The sequence below is a fragment of the Mycobacterium sp. E740 genome, from assembly GCF_001672895.1.
In the GTDB taxonomy this organism is placed as follows: Bacteria; Actinomycetota; Actinomycetes; order Mycobacteriales; family Mycobacteriaceae; genus Mycobacterium.
This window is the reverse complement of sequence record NZ_LZKP01000028.1, coordinates 1-18791: the sequence shown is the minus strand read 5'-3', so window position 1 is coordinate 18791 and position 18791 is coordinate 1. Positions and strand designations below refer to the sequence as shown.

The following is an 18791-nucleotide window of genomic DNA, read 5'->3' as shown; positions in this document are numbered from 1 at the left end:
CGCAGCACCTTGCGGAGCGGGTTCGGCCAGTTGGGCGCGGGCGAGGTCGCCGAGTTTGTCGGGTAGTGCGGCGGTCAGCGCGGCGCATTGGGGGCCGGCGGCCTGCGGGGCGGGCACCGTGACCAGCGGAACCGGTTGTTGGCGGGGCGAATTCTGGCGCATCACCGCGATCACCAGGACCGCCACCACCGCCGCGACCGCCACCACGACGGCCGCGACCAGCAACGCGCGTGGCGGGCCGTCATCGCTGTCGGAATGCACGACTCAACTCTAAAGACGCCTCCCGCGCGGCTGCATAGACTCCTCGCGGCGGGGGCCGAACGGCATGGAGGCCGGCGGGTGCTCGGCGCAGCCGGCGACGGGAGATGACATGACGAGCGAGGCGGAGACCCTGGCGCAGGTGGGGGAGTTCGCGGTGATCGAGCGACTCGTCAAGGGCAGACGCCAGCCGGGTGCCGTTGCGGTCGGTCCGGGCGACGACGCGGCGGTTCTGTTCGCGCCTGACGGCAGGACCGTGGTCTCGACCGACATGCTGGTGGCCGGGCGTCACTTCCGGCTGGACTGGTCCACCCCGTATGAGGTGGGACGCAAGGCGATCGCACAGAACGCCGCCGACATCGAGGCGATGGGCGCGCAGCCGAGCGCGTTCGTCGTCGCGTTCGGTGCGCCCTCGGACACACCGGCGTCGCAGGCGATGGAATTGGCCGACGGTATGTGGCACGAAGCGCAGTCGATCGGCGCGGGCATCGTCGGCGGCGATCTGGTCAGTGCCCCGCAATGGGTGATCTCGGTGACGGTTCTCGGCGACCTCGACGGCCGGGACCCCGTGCGCCGCGACGCTGCGAGGCCGGGTGACGTCGTGGCGGTCGTCGGCGAACTGGGTCGCTCAGCGGCTGGATTCCACCTGTGGCACAACGGGATCGAGCGGTTCGACGACTTGCGCCGTCGCCACCTGACACCACAGCCGCCGTACGGGCAGGGCCGCATCGCCGCAGACGGTAGCGCCACCGCGATGACCGATGTGTCCGACGGGCTGTTGGCCGACCTCGGTCACATCGCCGAGGCATCCGGCGTCGGGATCGACCTGTCGACGGCCGCGTTGGCCGGCGAACGTGCGGCGCTCGCAGCCGCGGCCGACGAGTTGGGTGTCGACCCGTGGGAGTGGGTGCTGGGTGGCGGCGAAGACCACGCGCTCGTCGCGACGTTTCCCGAATCGCCGCCTGAAGGCTGGAAGGCGATCGGCCGGGTACTCGACGGCCCCGCCAGGGTGCTTGTCGACGGTGCGGTGTGGCAGGGGAAGGCGGGGTGGCAGTCGTTTGAATGACTTTCGAGTAGTTAAGGTGCTCAACCGTGACCGTGTACGCGATCGCCCAACTGAGGTTCACGGACCGCGCGGCCTATGGCCGCTACCAAGCGCGGTTCATGGATGTCTTCGCCCGGTATTCGGGAACGCTGCTGGCGGCCGACGAATCGCCGCAGATCCTGGAAGGCCAGTCGGATCGCGAGAAGGTCGTTTTGATGTCGTTTCCGGATGAGACGTCTTTCCGCGCCTGGGCGGATTCGCCTGAGTACCAGGAGATTTCGGTCGACCGCCATGCCGGTGCCGATTCCGTGGTGCTGTTGATCGAAGGTCTGGCGTGACCGCGAGACCGCTGCACGAACTCGTCGACGAGGGCTGGGCCAAGGCGTTGGAGCCGGTGGCGCCGCAGGTCGCGCAGATGGGGGAGTTCCTGCGTGCCGAACTCGCCGCAGGCAACGGTTACCTGCCGGCAGGCCAGAATGTGTTGCGCGCGTTCACCTTTCCGATGGACAACGTGCGCGTGCTGATCGTCGGCCAGGACCCTTACCCGACGCCCGGCCACGCCGTCGGGCTCAGCTTCTCGGTGGCGCCCGACGTGCGACCACTGCCACGCAGCCTGGAGAACATCTTCCGCGAGTACGCCAGCGACCTGGCCTATCCCGCCCCGGCCACCGGTGATCTCACGCCGTGGGCCGAGCGCGGGGTGATGCTGCTCAACAGGGTGCTGACGGTACGGCCAGGCAGTCCGGCGTCGCACCGGGGCAAAGGCTGGGAGGCCGTGACCGAATGCGCCATCCGGGCGCTGGTCGCACGCAAGCAGCCGTTGGTCGCGGTGTTGTGGGGCCGCGACGCTTCGACGCTGCGGCCGATGCTCGACAGTGCCGATTGCGTGGCGATCGAGTCGCCGCACCCGTCGCCGCTGTCGGCGTCGCGCGGGTTCTTCGGCTCACGGCCGTTCAGCCGGGCCAACGAACTGCTGGAGAAGCTGGGCGCCGAGCCCGTCGACTGGCGACTGCCCTGACGCGCGGGCGCGCGTCAGCCCCGCGCGACCTTCCCGGCCTTGATGCAGGACGTGCACACGTTCATCCGCTGCTTGTTGCCGCCGGGACGGGCCACGGCGCGCACGGTCTGGATGTTGGGATTCCACCGACGGCTGGTCCGGCGATGGGAGTGCGAGACCGACTTGCCGAAGCCGGGGCCCTTCCCGCAGATATCGCACACGGCAGCCATTTGCTCCAACTCCTCAGATCAGTACGTGGGGGTTCGGGCCGCGGCACCGCGACCGACGCGGCTCGACCCGACAACCTGACCAGGATACCGACAGCCGCAGTGATCGCCAAAACACCGTCCCCAGCCTGCGCGCGAGCTCGAGCGTCGTGAGCGCGTTGTCAGCCGCACTGGCTAGGCTGACCGGCACGGTGGGGTGCGTGGAGGGCGTCACGTTCTGTGGAGGTTAGGCATGTCGGCTCGGCTGCTCGATGCCTCCGCCCTGCGGCAGTGGGCGCGCGCCGCGGTCAGCGAGCTGATCGCACACGCCGACGAGATCAACCGCCTCAACGTCTTCCCGGTAGCTGATGCCGACACGGGCACGAACATGCTGTTCACCATGCGTTCGGCGGAGGCGCAGGCCGACGCGCTCCCGGCGGCCGCCGGCGCCGCCGAGGTCGCCGCGGCGCTGGCGCGCGGCGCGCTGCACGGGGCTCGCGGCAACTCCGGTGTGATCCTGTCGCAGATCCTGCGCGCGCTGGCCGAGGTCACCGCCGAGGCGGCGGCCGACGGGCGCGGCGAGGATCTCGCCGTGGACGGGACGCTGTTCGCCGCTGCGCTGCGCCACGCCGTCGTCCTCGTCGTGAGGTCCATGGGCCAGGCCGTGCCCGGCACCATCGTCACCGTGCTCCAGGACGCGGCCGAGACGGCGGAGCACGTCGTGGCCGACGGCGCCGACTTGCGCGCCGTGGTCTCCGCCGCGGCCGACGCGGCGGCGCGGTCACTCGGAGAGACGACCGGCCAGCTCGACGTGCTGGCCCGGGCCGGCGTGGTGGACGCCGGCGGTCGCGGGCTGTTGGTTCTGCTCGACGCCGTGAGCGCGACGTTGACCGGGCACGCTCCGCGACGAGCGCTCTACGTGCCAGCGCCCGCGCGCGTCGACGCAGAAGCCGCCCGAGCCGGCGTCGCCCCGCAGTTCGAAGTGATGTACCTGCTCAGCGAGTGCGACCCCGGGGACGTGGAGACGTTGCGCAACGCCCTGGACCGGCTGGGCGACTCGGTGGCGATCGCCGCGTCGTCAGACGGAGCCGGGCAGTACTCGGTTCACGTGCACGCCGACGACGCCGGCGCCGCTGTCGAGGCGGCCCTCGCGGTGGGCATCCCGAGTCGGATCCAGGTCACGGCGCTCACCGGCACCGACGGCGCGCGGCCCGCGGGCGCAGGGCCGCGCGGACGAGTGGTGCTCGCGGTGGTCGACGGGCAGGGCGCCGAAGAGTTGTTCGCCGCCGAGGGCGCGCACGTCCTGCGCCTCGACGACGCCACGCCGGTCAGCGCGAAGCAGCTCCTGCACGCGCTGGTCGACGCCGACGCGGGCCAGGCGATGATCCTGCCCAACGGGTATGTCGCCGCCGAGGAACTCGTTGCGGCGTGCACCGCCGCGATCGGATGGGGCATCGACGCCGTGCCGGTGCCCGCCGCTTCGATGGTGCAGGGGCTCGCCGCGCTGGCGGTGCACGACACCCGGCGCCAGGCGGTCGACGACGGGTACACGATGGCGAGGGCGGCTGCGGGTGCGCGGCACGGGTCGGTGCGGCTGGCGACGGCCGAAGCGCTCACCTGGGCCGGCATGTGCAAACCCGGTGACGGCCTCGGCATCTCCGGCGACGAGGTGCTGATCGTCGGCGACGGCGTCGTGGCGGCCGGAGCGGGCCTGATCGACCTGCTGCTGGCCGTCGGTGGGGAACTGGTCACTGTGCTCACCGGAGCCGGCGTCGACGACGGTGTCGCGGCCGCGCTGCTGGACCATGTGCGCCAGCAGCACCTCGGCGCAGAACTGGTCACCTATCACACCGGTCACCGCGGCGACGCGCTGCTGATCGGCGTGGAGTAGCTGTGGCCACGCTCAACGACCGCCTCGACTACGTCATCGGCAAGAAGGCCGCCGACCCGCTCGCCGAGAATTTCGGGATTCGCACCGTCGATGACCTGCTGCGTCACTACCCGCGCAAGTACAGCGACGGCAGGACCGTTCTGGGCGAGGAGGACCTGCCCGAGGAGGGCGAGCACATCACGTTCGTCGACCGGATCGAGAAGGTCGAGGTGAAGACGACCAACCGCGAGCCCAAACGGCGATACATGGTGGTCACCCTCGGTCGCCGCAAGCCCAAGGTGACCGCGACGTTCTTCAACATCAAATACCTGCAGAAGTCCCTGCAGGAGGGCTTGCGCGTGATGCTGTCCGGCGAGGTCGGATACTTCAAAGGCACACTGCAGCTGACCCATCCGGCGTTCCTCATCCTGCACGAGAGCGGCGACATGAAGGGGTCGAAGTCGCTCAAGGCCATCGCCGATGCGTCCGGCGCCACCGGTGAGGACCTGTTGGCGGCGTTCGTCAAGGACTTCTTCCCGATCTACCCGGCCAACAAGAAGGTGCAGACCTGGGAGATCTATGCCTGCGTGCGTCAGGTGCTCGACGTGTTGGACCCGATCCCCGAGCCGTTGCCGGAATCGTTTCTGCGCCAACACAACCTAATCACCGAAGACCGGGCACTGCGCGCGATCCACACCGCCGAGAAATCCGCCGAGCGCGATGCGGCGATTGCGCGCCTGACCTACGACGAAGCTATCGGCCTGCAGTGGGCGCTGGCCGATCGCCGCCACAGTGAGCTCAACGAGTCCGGTCCGGTCGCTACGCTGCGCTCCGACGGCCTCGTCGCCGCCATGCGCGGACAGTTGCCGTTCGAGTTGACCGACGGGCAACGGGACGTGCTCGGCGTCATCACGACCGAACTCGAGCGACCGCGGCCGATGAACCGCATGCTGCAGGGCGAGGTGGGCTCCGGCAAGACCATCGTTGCTGTGCTGGCGATGCTGCAGATGGTCGACGCCGGCTATCAGTGCGCACTGCTCGCACCCACGGAAGTCCTTGCCGCACAACATGTCCGGTCCATCCGCGGCGTGCTCGGCCCGCTGGCGATGGCGGGGCAACTCGGCGGCGCGGACGGCGCGACCCGCGTCGCCCTGCTGACCGGATCGATGTCGGCGCAACAGAAGCGCGCCGTGCGCGACGAGGTCGCCAGCGGCGCGGCGGGCATCGTCATCGGCACCCACGCGCTGCTGCAGGACGCAGTCGAGTTCCACCGCTTGGGCATGGTCGTCGTCGACGAGCAGCACCGCTTCGGTGTCGAACAGCGAGACCGCCTGCGTGGCAAGGCTCCCCAGGACGTGACACCTCACCTGCTGGTGATGACCGCGACGCCGATTCCGCGCACCGTCGCGCTGACCTACTACGGCGATCTGGAGACCTCCACGCTGCGAGAATTGCCCCGGGGACGCCAGCCGATCGCTACCAACACGATCTTCCTCAAGGAGAAACCCGCCTGGCTGAACCGCGCGTGGCAGCGCATCACCGAAGAGGTGCGCGGCGGCCGGCAGACGTACGTGGTGGCGTCACGTATCGACGAGAACGACAAGGCCGCCGACGGCAAACAGCAGGGCGGGCCGCCACCGATCACAGTCGTCGAGTTGTTCGCCCGGCTGAGCCGTGGCCCGTTGGCGGGTCTGCGGCTCGGGCTCATGCACGGCAGGTTGTCCGCCGATGAGAAGGACGCCGTGATGGCAGCGTTTCGGGCGGGCGACATCGACGTGCTGGTGTGCACGACGGTCATCGAGGTCGGTGTCGACGTGCCGAACGCAACCGTGATGGTGGTGATGGACGCCGACCGCTTCGGGATCAGCCAGCTGCACCAGTTGCGCGGGCGGATCGGCCGCGGCGAACACCCCAGCCTCTGCCTGCTCGTCACCAATCTGCCCGAAACCTCGAAGGCCGGCGCCCGGCTGAAGGCCGTGGCGTCGACCCTGGACGGATTCGAGCTCGCCGACCTGGACCTCGCCGAGCGTCAGGAAGGAGATGTGCTGGGGTTCAACCAGTCCGGCCGGGCGATCACGCTACGCTTCCTGTCTCTGCAGGAGCACCTCGACATCATCCTGACCGCGCGCGACTTCTGCACGGCACGCTACGACCGGGACCCGGCCGACCCCGGCATGGCGGCGCTGGCTGCTCCGTTCGTCGACACCGACCGCGTCGAGTTCCTGGACAAGACGTGAACCGCAAGCATCTGCTGTGGCTGACCGCGCTGGTTGCGCTCGCGGTGATGGTCGCCGTGCAAGCGGTCAACTCGGCGGGGGACCGAGCGCACTTCATCGCGCGTGCAGACGTCCCCACCGTCGCGCCCGGCGCGGACGCTCTCGCCGGTGTGCTCGTGATACCGGTGCGTGTACGCGGAAACGACTACCGCAGAGCGGCTTTCGGGGACAGCTGGACCGACGACAACTCCGCTCCCGGTGGGCACAACGGCTGCGACACGCGAAACGACATCCTCGACCGAGACCTGGCCGACAAGACCTTCGTGTCGATCAAGCGCTGCCCCAACGCGATCGCCACCGGCACGCTGCACGACCCGTACACCAACGCCGTCGTCGTCTTCACCAGGGGTGAGAAGACCGGCGCGGCAGTGCAGATCGACCACATCGTTCCGCTCGCGCTGGCTTGGGATCTCGGTGCGCGCTACTGGCCGGAGGATCTGCGCGTCCGGTTCGCCAACGACCCGGCCAATCTGCTGGCAGTGGCCGGAGGGGCCAACCAGGACAAGGGCGATGGCGAGCCGGCTGTGTGGATGCCGCCGAATCATGCGTTCTGGTGCCAATACGCGGTGCAGTTCATCGCGGTGCTGCGCGGCTACGCGCTACCCATCGACGCGCCGTCGGCCGGTGTGCTGCGCCAGGCCGCGGCGACCTGCCCGACGGGCTGAGAGGCGTCAGGGCACCTTCGGTTCGATCTCCTCCATCACCCACTGCGCGTAGTCGAGGTAGGCGTCGACGCACGACACCGGGGGTATCGGAACTCCCGAAATGGTCACGCCGAGTTCGGCGTACCAGCAGAGTTCGTCGATGATTTCGTCCGCGCTCATGCCGGGCAGTTGGGTTGGATCGTCGATGATCTGATGCCCTTCGCCGATTCGCGCGGTGCCTATCCCGTACATGACGTCGAACGGCCGGCCGTCGTATGTCGGCTGGGATTTGATGAAGTCGATCCTCGCCGGGATGTCCTGCGGTCTGGTGAGCCACGGAAACCAGCCGGCGCCGTATCGCGCCGCACGTTTGAGCATGGGATCGGCGTCGCCGCCGAACCAGATCGGCGGATGTGGTTTCTGCGCCGGCTTCGGCTCGAACACCACATCCTTGAACGAGACATACCTGCCGTCGAAGCTGGGTGTGTCGCTGGTCCACAGTTCGATGATCGCGGCGAGATACTCGTCGGCCATCCGGCCCCGGTCATGGAACGGCACCCCGAGCGCCTCGAACTCTTCGGCATCCCAACCGACACCGAATGTGACGATGATGCGACCGCCACTGAGCCAGTCCGCGCTCGACAGCGCTTTGGCCAGGACAACCGGATGCTGCAGCGGCAGCAGCGTCACGCTCGAGCACAACCGGATACGGCTCGTCGCACCGGCGAAGAACGCCTGCGCGACCGTCGAGTGGAAGTAGTGCGGACCGGTCAACTCCACGTGCGAGGTGGGCACGACGAAGTGTTCCGGGAACGGGATCACGTAGTAGCCGAGTTCTTCGGCGCGTTTGGCCACCCGGACCTGGTCGGCACCGGTCACATCCCAGCGAAGAAGGCCGGCAAGCTCGTCGCGCGCAATGGGGCGCCACACCTGAAAGAGGTGATTCGGTGAAATTCTCGCTGACGATGCCGAACACCGTACGTGTCAAGGCATTGACGCAGCCCTTCGAGGTCGACGTGACCGGCGCCGGCCAGCCACCGGATGGTGTCGGCGAAGGTGTCCTCGCCGGACCGGAACGTCACCCCCGACTTCGATACGAATCGGCTGGAGTCCGCCGGCGGCAACAACGTGTTGATAACCATGGATTCGGCGGAGATCTGTGCCTCGAACGGCACCACCCTGCGGACCACATCGACGGCCGCGCCGGTCGCCCGCATCAGCCGCGGGGCAACTCGCGGGCTGAAAACCCGGTATCCGAGCAGGTTTTCAAGGACTCGACGCAATTCGGCCCACGGGTAAAAGTGGCCGCCGACGATGTAGCGGGCGCCTTCGGGATCGCCCGTGTTCGGGTGTTCCAACAGCCAGAGGTGAGCCTGTGCGAGGTCTCGGACATCGACCGCCTGCAGACCGCCGGAAGTCCGCGGAAGTGCTTGGCAGACAAACGATTTGACTGCACGGTTCAGCGCGCTGAGCTTGGGGTCGTCGGGGCCGACGACCCCACTCGGGTAGGTGATCTGGACCGGCAGCCCGCGCTGCTGCAGGCCGCGGACGTACGCGTCGCCGTCGCGTTTGGACCGCGAATATGCCTCGGAGACGTCGCCGAGCGGCGTCATCTCGTCGATACGCGCCAACCCGGGCCGGAACAGAGCCGTCACGCTGGACACGTACACCACGTTGTCGATGTCGAGGTGGTCCGCCGCGTCGAGCACCGACTTCGCCGCGCCGACGTTGTTGGCGTAGGTCTTTTCGGCCTCGGCACGGTTCAGGGAGACGGTCGCCGCCGCGTGGAAGACAGCGTCGCATCCCGCCATCGCGCGCTCGACCGCCGTCCTGTCGTTGAGGTCGGCGGTGACGAACCGGTCGATCTGGTGTCCGTGGGACTCGAACCAATGCCGTGCCCTGGCTTCATCGCGCACCAGCAACCGCAACCGGTGGCCCCGGCCGAGCAGGGCCAGCGCGGTGTGCGCGCCGACGAAGCCGGTCGCACCGGTGCAGAAGATTTCCACCGCCTGATCGTTTCGCACGGCAGGGGAGCGCGATAGCGTAGTCGACTACCTCACGTGGCCGACGCGAACCGGCGCACGCCGGTCAGGTGCCGGTGTAGGTCTCCGGGTCAGGCCGGAACCGGGTGCCCTCGTCGAGACCGTTGAGCGCGGCCATCTGATCGTCGGTGAGCTCGAAGTCGAACACCTCGAGGTTCGAGGAGATGCGCTCCGGCGACGACGAGCGGGCGACCACCACGTTGCCGAGCTGCAGGCTCCACCGGATCAGCACCTGCGCCGGCGTCTTGCTGTGCGACTGCGCCACCGAGGTCACCGTCTCGTTGTCGAGCAACCGGCCGACGCCCAACGGCCCGTAGGCCTCGGTGACGATCCCGTAGCCGGCGTTGATCTCGCGCAGCTCGGCCTGATTCAGCAACGGGTGCAGTTCGATCTGGTTGATCGCGGGCGTGAAGAACGACAGGTCGATGACGTTCGACAGATGCTCCGCGTGGAAGTTGCACACGCCGATCGACTTGGTCTCGCCGACCTCCTTGCGCTTCATCAGCCCGCCCCAGCTGTCGACGTACTTGCCCTGCTCGCCGGCCGGCCAGTGGATCAGGTACAGGTCGACGTAGTCGAGACCGAGTCGCCCGAGGCTGGCCTTGAGCGCATCCTGTGACGACTGGTAGCCCAGGTCGGGGGTCGCCAACTTCGTCGTGACGAAGATCTCCTCGCGGGGCACGCCCGACGCCTTGATGGCGCGCCCGACCGCTTCCTCGTTGCCGTACGCGGCCGCCGTGTCGATCAGCCGGTAGCCGGCGGCCAGCGCGGCCAGCACCGCCTGCTCGGCCTCGGAGTCCGACAGCTCGCCGACCCCGAGGCCGAGCACCGGCATCGTGTGGTCGTCGTTGAGTGTGACGGTCGGAATGCCCTGCGCTTGGGTCATCTCACCTATCCTGTGAACTCGAATGTCCGTGGATCGGGACCCAACCGCGTGCCGTCGCCGAGCGCGGAGATCGACGCCATGTCCTGCTCGCTCAGCTCGAAACCGAACACGTCGAAGTTGCTCACGATTCTTTCGGGGGTCACCGACTTCGGGATGACTATATTGCCGAGCTGTATATGCCACCTAATCAACACCTGTGCAGGCGTCTTGCCGTGTGCCTCGGCGATCGAGACGACGGTCTCGTGCGACAACAGCGAACCCTGACCCAACGGGCTCCACGCCTCGGTGGCGACACCCAGTTGCGCGTGCACCTCACGCAGTTCCTGCTGCGCGAGCATCGGGTGCAGTTCGACCTGATTGACGGCGGGCACGATTCCGGTCGCGTCGATCAACGCCCGCAGGTGTTCCGGTGCGAAGTTGCTCACCCCGATCGACCGGATGCGGCCCTGCTCGCGCAGATGCGCGAAAGCTTCGAAGGTCTCGACGAAGGCGCCATTGGCCGGCAACGGCCAGTGAATGAGGTAGAGGTCCAGGTAGTCGAGCGCCAAGCGCTCCATGCTCTTGTCGAACGCGGAAAGCGTGCTGTAGTAACCCTGGTCGGCGTTCCACAGCTTCGTGGTGATGAACACGTCGTCGCGCGGCAGGCCGGACTTCGCGACGGCCTGCCCGACACCTCGTTCGTTGCGGTACGCGGCGGCGGTGTCGATGTGTCGATAGCCGGCCTCCAGCGCCGTCGCCACGGCGCGTTCGGTGTCCTCCGGCGGGGTCTGCCAAACGCCGAGACCCACCTGAGGTATCGAATTACCGTCATTCAACGTGATCGATGGAGATGCCATGACTGAAAGTCTGCCAGCCGAAGATTCCTGGAGTCCGAGCCGCAGAGAGGTCGTCGTCAACGCCGCCGCAGGCGTCACGCTGCGTGCCCTGCCCCGCATCCCGCACGCCGTCAAACGTGTTCTGCTCGGTGGTCGCACGATCACCGTCGACGGCAACACGCTGGACACCACGCTTCAGCTGATGCTGGCCGGGCAACGGCTGACCGGAATCCAGGGACTGGTCAACGCTGACGGGGTCACCGCGGCGCGTGCCCAACTCGAAGCGCTGGCCGCCGGTTTCAAGCAGCACATTCCGGTCGCCGCGGTTACCGAGTTGTCGATTCCGGGGCCCGCCGGCGACATCCGGGCCCGCCACTACCGCCCGGCCGAAGGCGACGGCCCGCTGTTGGTGTTCTTCCACGGCGGCGGTCAGGTCATCGGCAGCATCGACAGCCACGACGACCTGTGCCGCGAGATCTGCAGACGCGGCGGTATGCACGTGCTGTCAGTCGATTACCGCCTGGCTCCGGAGCATCCGGCGCCGGCGGGTACGGACGACGCCTACGCCGCATTCCGGTGGGCGCACGAGCACGCCGCCGAACTCGGCGCCGACCCGAACCGCGTCGCTGTCGGAGGCGACAGCGCCGGTGGCAACCAGGCGACGCTTGTCGCGCTGCGCGCCCGCACCGAGGGCCCGGCACCCGCCCTGCAGCTCCTGCTGTACCCGGTCACCAACTACCGCGACACGACACTTTCCCAGACGCTGTTCGCCAAGGGCTACTTCCTCACCAGAGACGATATGGACTGGTTCCGCGAGAGGTACCTCAGCGGCGGCGTCGATGCCGCCGACCCGCGTGTGTCGCCGCTGCTCTCCGACGATCTGTCGGGGCTGGCGCCCGCGCTGGTGGTGACGGCCGGGTTCGACCCGCTGCGCGACGAGGGCCGCCAGTACGCCGCGGCCATGCGGAAGGCGGGGGTTGAGGTCGATCACCGGGAGTTCGGTTCGCTGATCCACGGATTCGCCAACTTCTTCCCGTTCGGCGGCGACAGCACCACGGCGATGGCCGAGGTGATCTCGGCGCTGCGCGCGCACCTCGCCCGCGCCTGATCGGGCGTCGAAACCGCGCCGGTACTCTTGCCTGCGTGGCCTCGAAACCGAAGAAGACCCCGAGTTACGACCTGAAGGCGGCCGACCGCAAGCGCAACCTGGCGGTCCAGATCGGCTTGACCGCCGTCGTCGTGATTTTCGCCGTCGCGTTGGTGCTGTACATCGTGATGACCAAAGAGAACAAGCCCGGCGAAGGCGAGGCCAAGGCGATCCAGATCGCGTCGAGCAACGTGATCACCAAGGAGGGCACTTCGGAGCCCAAGGCCGTGCTCTCGCTCTACGAGGACTTCCTGTGCCCGGCATGCGGCAACTTCGAGAAGCAGTTCGGCCCCACGGTCAACAAGCTCATCGACAGCGGCGCGGTCGCCGCGGATTACCACATGGTGTCCATCCTCGACCGGGCCGGGCAGGGCTACTCGACGCGCGCGGCCAACGCGGCCTACTGCGTGGCCGACGCCGACAAGGACGCCTTCCGGCGCTTCCACGCCGCCCTCTACGCCCAGCAGCCCGAGGAGGGTGTCGGCCCGTTCCCCGACAACTCCCGGCTCATCGAGGTCGCCCGGCAGGCCGGCGTGGCCGGTGATGTGCCGCAGTGCATCAACGACGGCCGTTACGAGGACATGGTCAAGGGCCTCGCCAAGGCCAGCGACGTCAACTCGACGCCGACGATCCGGATCAACGGCCAGGACTACTCGCCCACGACACCTGACGCGCTGATCGCCGAGGTCGAGAAGATCGTCGGCAACGTGCCTGCGCTGGACGCCGGTGCTCCGCCGCCCAACGCCGAGCCGACGCGGCCCGCAGCGCCGTGACGGTGGCCGCGCCGGACGCTGCTCAGCCGAGTCGGCCCGCGGCTGACGAGCCGACGGGTCTTGCGGTCGGGCGGGCCAGTGCGGTGTGGATCCTGATCGCGGGCGTGCTGGGCCTGGCCGCGGCGCTCGCGCTGACGATCGAGAAGATCGAGCTGCTGATCGACCCGGACTACGTCCCGTCGTGCAGCTTCAACCCGGTGCTGTCCTGCGGCTCGGTGATGGTCACGCCACAGGCTTCGGCGTTCGGCTTCCCGAACTCGCTGATCGGCATCGTCGCGTTCACGATCGTCGTCGTGACCGGTGTGCTGGCGCTCGTGCGGGTGCAGCTGCCGCGCTGGTACTGGGCGGGGCTGGCGATCGGCGCGGTCTTGGGTGCCGTTTTCGTGCACTGGCTGATCTATCAGAGCCTGTACTCCATCGGCGCGCTGTGCCCGTACTGCATGGTGGTGTGGACCGTGACGATCCCGCTGGCGGTCGTCGCCGCGAGCATCGCCGTGGCGCCGCAGCGGGGCAATGCCGTCGCCCGTGCGCTCCACACCTGGCGCTGGTCGCTGGTGGCGCTGTGGTTCACCGGCTTGATCCTGCTGATCCTGGTGCGGTTCTGGAGCTACTGGTCCACGCTGATCTAGGGACACCTTCTTTGCGGGCGATACAGTACGTGCGTGATCGCCCGTGATTTCTAAGGTCCTGGTCGCCAATCGCGGTGAGATCGCGATCCGCGCCTTTCGTGCCGCCTACGAGATGGGTATCGACACCGTCGCGGTCTATGCGCACGAGGACCGCAACTCCGTGCACCGGCTGAAGGCCGACGAGTCCTATCAGATCGGTGAGACCGGCCACCCGGTGCGCGCCTACCTGTCGGTGGACGAGATCATCCGGGTCGCCAAGCACGCGGGCGCGGACGCCGTCTATCCGGGCTACGGGTTCCTCTCGGAGAACCCCGAACTCGCCGCCGCGTGTGCCGAGGCCGGGATCACGTTCATCGGGCCCAGCGCGAAAGTGCTTGAGCTGACCGGCAACAAGGCGCGAGCGATCGAAGCGGCCCGCGCCGCGGGGCTGCCGGTGCTGGACTCGTCGGCCCCTTCCGCATCGGCCGACGAGTTGATCGCCGCCGCGTCGAGCCTGCAGTTCCCGCTGTTCGTCAAGGCCGTTTCCGGCGGTGGTGGCCGCGGGATGCGACGGGTCACCGACATCGACGCGCTGCCCGACGCGATCGAGGCTGCGTCGCGCGAGGCCGAGTCGGCGTTCGGCGACCCGACGCTGTACCTCGAACAGGCGGTGCTCAACCCACGCCACATCGAAGTGCAGATCCTGGCCGACACGCACGGCAACGTGATGCACCTGTTCGAACGTGACTGCAGCGTGCAGCGCCGGCACCAGAAGGTCATCGAGCTGGCGCCGGCGCCGAACTTGGACGACGAACTGCGGCAACGGATTTGCGCGGACGCGGTGGCCTTCGCCCGGGAGATCGGCTACACCTTCGCCGGCACTGTCGAATTCCTGCTCGACGAGCGCGGCCACTACGTGTTCATCGAATGCAACCCGCGCATCCAGGTCGAGCACACCGTCACCGAGGAGATCACCGACGTCGACCTCGTGTCGTCGCAGCTGCGCATCGCCGACGGCGAGTCGCTCGAGGACCTCGGCCTGAGCCAGGACATGATGACGGTTCCACGTGGCTTCGCCATGCAATGCCGTATCACCACCGAGGACCCGGCCAACGGGTTCCGGCCCGACACCGGCCGCATCACCGGCTACCGCACGCCCGGCGGCGCGGGCATCCGGCTCGACGGCGGCACCCACCTCGGCGCGGAGGTCAGCGCGCACTTCGACTCGATGCTGGTCAAGCTGACGTGCCGGGGCCGCGACTTCAGTACGGCCGTGGCACGGTCGCGACGGGCGCTGGCCGAGTTCCGCATTCGCGGGGTGTCGACGAACATCCCGTTCCTGCAGGCCGTCGTGAACGACCCCGATTTCCGGGCCGGCCGCATCAACACGTCGTTCATCGACGAGCGCCCGTATCTGCTGACTGCGCGGACCCCGGCTGACCGCGGCACCAAGATCCTCAACTACCTCGCCGATGTCACGGTGAACCAGCCGCACGGTCCCCGCACGGCAGCGGTATACCCGCAGGACAAGCTGCCCGAGGTGGATCTCGATGTGCCGGCCCCGGACGGCAGCAAGCAACTGCTGACCGAACTGGGACCCGAGGGGTTCGCCCGCTGGCTGCGTGACACCAAAGCCGTCGGCGTCACCGACACGACGTTCCGCGACGCGCACCAGTCGCTGCTGGCCACCCGCCTGCGCACCACCGGGTTGTTGATGGTCGCGCCTTACGTCGCGCGGATGACACCGCAGCTGTTGTCGCTGGAATGCTGGGGCGGCGCGACTTACGATGTGGCGCTTCGGTTTCTGAAGGAAGACCCGTGGGAGCGGCTGGCCGCTCTGCGTGAGGCGGTCCCCAACATCTGCCTGCAGATGCTGCTGCGGGGCCGCAACACAGTCGGCTACACGCCCTACCCGGAGACGGTCACCGACGCGTTCGTCGCGGAGGCGACTGCGACGGGCATCGACATCTACCGGATCTTCGACGCACTCAACAACGTCGAGTCAATGCGCCCGGCGATCGACGCGGTCCGCGAAACCGGAACTGCGGTGGCGGAAGTCGCGATGAGCTACACCGGCGACCTGTCGAACCCGGGGGAGAACCTATACACGCTGGACTACTACCTCAAGCTTGCCGAGCAGATCGTCGAGGCCGGCGCCCATGTGCTCGCGATCAAGGACATGGCCGGGCTGCTGCGCCCCGCGGCCGCACACCGGTTGATCACCGCGCTGCGCAGCCGCTTCGACCTGCCGGTGCACGTGCACACCCACGACACCCCGGGCGGTCAGCTGGCGACCTATCTGACCGCGTGGCAGGCGGGTGCGAGCGCGGTCGACGGGGCCGCGGCACCGCTCGCGGGTACGACCAGCCAGCCCGCGCTCAGCTCGATCGTCGCCGCCGCTGCGCACACCGAGTACGACACCGGGCTGTCGCTGCAAGCGGTGTGCGACCTCGAGCCGTACTGGGAGGCGTTGCGAAAGGTCTACGCGCCCTTCGATGTTGTGGCAGCAGGTCCGCCTTCGCCGACGGGCCGGGTCTACGAACACGAGATTCCCGGCGGTCAGTTGTCGAACCTGCGACAGCAGGCCATCGCGCTCGGGTTCGGTGACCGCTTCGAGGAGATCGAGGCGAACTATGCCGCTGCCGACCGGGTGCTCGGCCGGCTGGTCAAGGTCACCCCGTCGTCGAAGGTGGTGGGTGACCTCGCGCTGGCGCTTCTCGGAGCGGGTATCACCGCCGACGAGTTCGCTTCCGACCCAGCGCGATTCGACATTCCCGACTCGGTGATCGGGTTCCTGCGCGGAGAACTCGGCGACCCGCCCGGCGGGTGGCCCGAACCGCTGCGCACCAAGGCGCTGGCCGGCCGGGCACCGGCGAAACCGCAAGAGGAACTCAGCGAGGAGGACGAGGCGGCGCTCGCCGAAGCCGGCCCCAACCGCCAGGCCGCGCTGAACCGCTTGTTGTTCCCCGGCCCCACAGCGGATCTCGAGGCGCACCGCGAACAGTACGGCGACACCTCGAGCCTGTCGGCCAACCAGTTCTTCTACGGGCTGCGGCACGGCGAGGAGCACCGCGTCCAGTTGGAACGCGGTGTCGAGTTGCTGATCGGCCTCGAAGCGATCTCCGATCCCGACGAGCGTGGCATGCGCACGGTCATGTGCATCCTCAACGGGCAGCTGCGGCCGGTGGTGGTGCGTGATCGCAGTGTCGCCAGCGACATCCCGACCGCGGAGAAGGCGGACCGCGCCAACCCCGACCACATCGCCGCGCCGTTCGCCGGTGTGGTGACCGTCAGCGTCGCCGTCGACGACGAGGTGGAGGCGGGCCAGACCGTCGCCACCATCGAGGCGATGAAGATGGAGGCCGCGATCACCGCGCCCAAAGCCGGCAAGGTCAGCCGGGTGGCGGTGTCGGAGACGGCTCAGGTCGAAGGCGGTGACCTGCTGGTGGTGGTCAGCTGACCCGCATCGTGGCCGGCGCCTTCGGCGGTCGGCGAATCGCCGTGCCGCAGCACGGATCCGGGCATCGATCCCATGGCACGCGGCCGACCACCGACCGGGTCCGCGAAGCGATGTTCAACGTGCTGGCCGCGCGCATCGACCTCGCCGGGGCGGCGGTGCTCGATCTCTATGCGGGGTCGGGAGCGCTGGGCCTGGAGGCGGTGTCGAGGGGAGCGGCATCCGCGGTGTTCGTCGAGTCCGATCCCCGCGCGGCGCGCGTGATCGCCGACAACATCGCCACCTTGCGCGTGTCGGGAGCGAGCGTGCGGCGCGGGGCAGTGGCAGCAGTGTTGTCGGCGGGTGCCCCTGCGCCAGTGGATGTGGTCTTCGCGGATCCGCCCTACGATGTCGACGCCGTCGAGGTCGAGGCGATGCTCACCGCGTTGACCGACGGAGGATGGACGGCGCAGGGCACGGTCGTCGTCGTCGAGCGCCCGGCGAGCGGGCCAGCGCTGAACTGGCCCGCGGGCTGGCAGGTGTGGCCGTCGCGCAACTACGGCGACACCCGCCTCGAGCTCGCCGAAGCGTCAGGGCCGTCCTGCTAGCGTCATCGCACATGAGCGGTGCGGTATGCCCAGGCTCCTTCGATCCGGTGACCCTGGGGCACATCGACATCTTCGAGCGGGCAGCCGCGCAGTTCGACGAGCTGGTGATCGCGGTTCTCGTGAACCCGAACAAGAAGGGGATGTTCACCCTCGACGAGCGCATCGCGATGATCGAGGAGTCCACCGAGCACCTGCCCAACCTGCGGGTGGAGTCCGGTCAGGGACTGGTGGTCGACTTCGCGCGGCAGCGTGGGCTGACCGCGATCGTCAAGGGCCTGCGCACCGGGACCGACTTCGAGTACGAGCTGCAGATGGCGCAGATGAACAGGCACGTCGCCGGCGTCGACACGTTCTTCGTGGCGACCACACCGCGGTACTCGTTCGTGTCGTCATCGCTGGCCAAGGAGGTCGCCACGCTCGGTGGCGACGTCTCCGAACTGCTTCCCGCGCCGGTGAACACGAGGCTGCAGGCCAAGCTTCGCAACGGTTAGCTCCCTCCCAACGCGGGTAGCCGAGTGGAGGCGCACAGCCCATTCGCGCCCCCACATCACCGAAACTGCGTTAGGAAGCCGCCATGGTTGAAACGTTCGTCCAGAACACCGACGACGTCGTGAAGTTCCTTACGGATCAACACAATCTGATCAAGGACCTCTTCGAAGAGGTGTTCAGCGCCTCGGATACCGATGCCCGCGAGAAGGCGTTCGTCGAACTGCGCCAACTGCTCGCCGTGCACGAGACCGCCGAGGAGATGGTGGTGCATCCGCGGGCGCGCAAGGAGGTCGCCGACGGGGAGTCGATCGTCGACGCTCGGCTCAAGGAGGAACACGAGGCCAAGGAGTTCCTGTCGCGGCTTGAGAGCATGGACATCGGCTCGCAGGAGTTCATCGACGAGCTGAGGAAGTTCCGCGACGACGTGGTCGAGCACGCGGAGAACGAGGAGCATGAAGAGTTCAACAAGCTGCAGCGCAAACTCGACGGCGACGACCTCAAGCGGATGGCGGGCGCGGTGCGGGCCGCCGAGGCGATCGCGCCGACCCGTCCGCACGCCGGAGTCGAGTCGGCCAAGGCCAACTTCGCGGTCGGACCGTTCGCCTCGATGCTGGACCGCGCCCGTGACCTGATCGGCGCCGCGCTGAAGTAGGCCGGCTCGTTCGACGGAGGCTCGCCCTGGCGACGGCCG

The 18791-nt window shown here is 68.3% G+C and carries 19 protein-coding genes; 13 read left to right on the top strand and 6 right to left on the bottom strand.

Annotated features, from left to right (window positions below):
• On the bottom strand, window positions 1–261 hold a 261-nt coding region (locus A5663_RS02510; RefSeq protein ID WP_156744299.1), incomplete at its 3' end, for a DUF3515 family protein.
• Window positions 262–370: 109 nt separating this feature from the next.
• Between A5663_RS02510 and A5663_RS02505 the strand changes: the two genes are divergently transcribed.
• From A5663_RS02505 to A5663_RS02495, 3 genes are read left to right on the top strand one after another with little or no spacing between them, the layout of a single operon-like run.
• Window positions 371–1324: a thiamine-phosphate kinase gene (locus A5663_RS02505; protein WP_068143557.1), complete on the top strand. Its 954-nt coding sequence runs from the start codon at window positions 371–373 to the stop codon at window positions 1322–1324.
• 26 nt (window positions 1325–1350) lie between these two features.
• Entirely contained in the window at window positions 1351–1641 is a 291-nt protein-coding gene (locus tag A5663_RS02500; protein ID WP_068143555.1) for a DUF1330 domain-containing protein, read from the top strand.
• Window positions 1638–2321 (top strand): uracil-DNA glycosylase, encoded by a 684-nt coding sequence (locus tag A5663_RS02495; RefSeq protein ID WP_068143553.1) that lies wholly within the window; start codon window positions 1638–1640, stop codon window positions 2319–2321. The genes A5663_RS02500 and A5663_RS02495 overlap by 4 nt, the downstream gene beginning before the upstream one ends.
• A 14-nt stretch (window positions 2322–2335) precedes the next feature.
• On the opposite strand, the gene rpmB is transcribed toward A5663_RS02495, so the two are convergent.
• On the bottom strand, window positions 2336–2530 hold the full coding sequence (gene rpmB / locus A5663_RS02490) for a 50S ribosomal protein L28 (RefSeq protein ID WP_068143551.1): 195 nt from the start codon (window positions 2528–2530) through the stop codon (window positions 2336–2338).
• A 229-nt stretch (window positions 2531–2759) separates the two neighbouring features.
• Between rpmB and A5663_RS02485 the strand changes: the two genes are divergently transcribed.
• Genes A5663_RS02485 through A5663_RS02475 form a run of 3 tightly spaced genes read left to right on the top strand, consistent with a single transcriptional unit; the run spans window position 2760 to window position 7317 of the window.
• A complete protein-coding gene (locus A5663_RS02485) occupies window positions 2760–4397 on the top strand; it encodes a DAK2 domain-containing protein (RefSeq protein ID WP_068143549.1) in 1638 nt (545 codons plus the stop codon).
• Between the two features lie 2 nt (window positions 4398–4399).
• Window positions 4400–6613, top strand: a complete 2214-nt coding sequence (gene recG, locus A5663_RS02480; RefSeq protein ID WP_068143548.1) for an ATP-dependent DNA helicase RecG — start codon at window positions 4400–4402, stop codon at window positions 6611–6613.
• A complete protein-coding gene (locus tag A5663_RS02475; protein ID WP_068143546.1) occupies window positions 6610–7317 on the top strand; it encodes an HNH endonuclease family protein in 708 nt (235 codons plus the stop codon). Before recG ends, A5663_RS02475 begins: the two co-directional genes overlap by 4 nt.
• Window positions 7318–7323: 6 nt before the next feature.
• Here the strand turns inward: A5663_RS02475 and A5663_RS02470 are convergent, their stop codons facing one another.
• The 4 genes from A5663_RS02470 to A5663_RS02455 all read right to left on the bottom strand — a co-directional run bounded on the left by A5663_RS02470 (window position 7324) and on the right by A5663_RS02455 (window position 11060).
• Window positions 7324–8226, bottom strand: a complete 903-nt coding sequence (locus A5663_RS02470; protein ID WP_068143544.1) for a TIGR03619 family F420-dependent LLM class oxidoreductase — start codon at window positions 8224–8226, stop codon at window positions 7324–7326.
• Entirely contained in the window at window positions 8172–9302 is a 1131-nt protein-coding gene (locus A5663_RS02465) for an NAD-dependent epimerase/dehydratase family protein (RefSeq protein WP_082973896.1), read from the bottom strand. Before A5663_RS02465 ends, A5663_RS02470 begins: the two co-directional genes overlap by 55 nt.
• Window positions 9303–9384: 82 nt before the next feature.
• The gene (locus A5663_RS02460; RefSeq protein ID WP_068143540.1) at window positions 9385–10224 is read right to left on the bottom strand and encodes an aldo/keto reductase; all 840 of its coding nucleotides are present in this window, start codon (window positions 10222–10224) and stop codon (window positions 9385–9387) included.
• A gap of 5 nt (window positions 10225–10229) precedes the next feature.
• Window positions 10230–11060, bottom strand: a complete 831-nt coding sequence (locus A5663_RS02455; protein ID WP_068143538.1) for an aldo/keto reductase — start codon at window positions 11058–11060, stop codon at window positions 10230–10232.
• Between A5663_RS02455 and A5663_RS02450 the strand changes: the two genes are divergently transcribed.
• From A5663_RS02450 to A5663_RS02420, 7 genes are all read left to right on the top strand, one after another.
• Window positions 11059–12147, top strand: coding sequence for an alpha/beta hydrolase (locus A5663_RS02450; protein WP_068143536.1), 1089 nt, complete (start codon window positions 11059–11061; stop codon window positions 12145–12147). The two genes, A5663_RS02455 and A5663_RS02450, sit on opposite strands and share 2 nt — an antisense overlap.
• Window positions 12148–12182: 35 nt before the next feature.
• The gene (locus A5663_RS02445; protein WP_068143534.1) at window positions 12183–12959 is read left to right on the top strand and encodes a thioredoxin domain-containing protein; all 777 of its coding nucleotides are present in this window, start codon (window positions 12183–12185) and stop codon (window positions 12957–12959) included.
• On the top strand, window positions 12956–13588 hold the full coding sequence (locus A5663_RS02440; protein WP_068143532.1) for a vitamin K epoxide reductase family protein: 633 nt from the start codon (window positions 12956–12958) through the stop codon (window positions 13586–13588). Before A5663_RS02445 ends, A5663_RS02440 begins: the two co-directional genes overlap by 4 nt.
• 43 nt (window positions 13589–13631) lie before the next feature.
• The gene (locus A5663_RS02435) at window positions 13632–17027 is read left to right on the top strand and encodes a pyruvate carboxylase (RefSeq protein ID WP_068143530.1); all 3396 of its coding nucleotides are present in this window, start codon (window positions 13632–13634) and stop codon (window positions 17025–17027) included.
• The gene (rsmD, locus tag A5663_RS02430; protein ID WP_068143528.1) at window positions 17024–17611 is read left to right on the top strand and encodes a 16S rRNA (guanine(966)-N(2))-methyltransferase RsmD; all 588 of its coding nucleotides are present in this window, start codon (window positions 17024–17026) and stop codon (window positions 17609–17611) included. Before A5663_RS02435 ends, rsmD begins: the two co-directional genes overlap by 4 nt.
• Window positions 17612–17622: 11 nt before the next feature.
• Window positions 17623–18102, top strand: coding sequence for a pantetheine-phosphate adenylyltransferase (coaD, locus tag A5663_RS02425; protein WP_068143526.1), 480 nt, complete (start codon window positions 17623–17625; stop codon window positions 18100–18102).
• An 83-nt stretch (window positions 18103–18185) separates the two neighbouring features.
• Window positions 18186–18752 carry a hemerythrin domain-containing protein gene (locus tag A5663_RS02420; RefSeq protein ID WP_068143523.1) on the top strand — a complete coding sequence of 189 codons (567 nt, stop codon included), beginning with the start codon at window positions 18186–18188 and terminating at the stop codon, window positions 18750–18752.
• The last annotated feature ends 39 nt before the right edge of the window (window positions 18753–18791 follow it).

What these genes read in the sequence shown, in the direction of transcription:
- A5663_RS02455 (WP_068143538.1), bottom strand. Translation starts at nt 11,060, where the DNA reads ATGGCATCTCCATCGATCACGTTGAATGACGGTAATTCGATACCTCAG.
- coaD (WP_068143526.1), top strand. Translation starts at nt 17,623, where the DNA reads ATGAGCGGTGCGGTATGCCCAGGCTCCTTCGATCCGGTGACCCTGGGG.
- A5663_RS02505 (WP_068143557.1), top strand. Translation starts at nt 371, where the DNA reads ATGACGAGCGAGGCGGAGACCCTGGCGCAGGTGGGGGAGTTCGCGGTG.
- A5663_RS02460 (WP_068143540.1), bottom strand. Translation starts at nt 10,224, where the DNA reads ATGACCCAAGCGCAGGGCATTCCGACCGTCACACTCAACGACGACCAC.
- A5663_RS02420 (WP_068143523.1), top strand. Translation starts at nt 18,186, where the DNA reads ATGGTTGAAACGTTCGTCCAGAACACCGACGACGTCGTGAAGTTCCTT.
- A5663_RS02485 (WP_068143549.1), top strand. Translation starts at nt 2,760, where the DNA reads ATGTCGGCTCGGCTGCTCGATGCCTCCGCCCTGCGGCAGTGGGCGCGC.
- rpmB (WP_068143551.1), bottom strand. Translation starts at nt 2,530, where the DNA reads ATGGCTGCCGTGTGCGATATCTGCGGGAAGGGCCCCGGCTTCGGCAAG.
- A5663_RS02450 (WP_068143536.1), top strand. Translation starts at nt 11,059, where the DNA reads ATGACTGAAAGTCTGCCAGCCGAAGATTCCTGGAGTCCGAGCCGCAGA.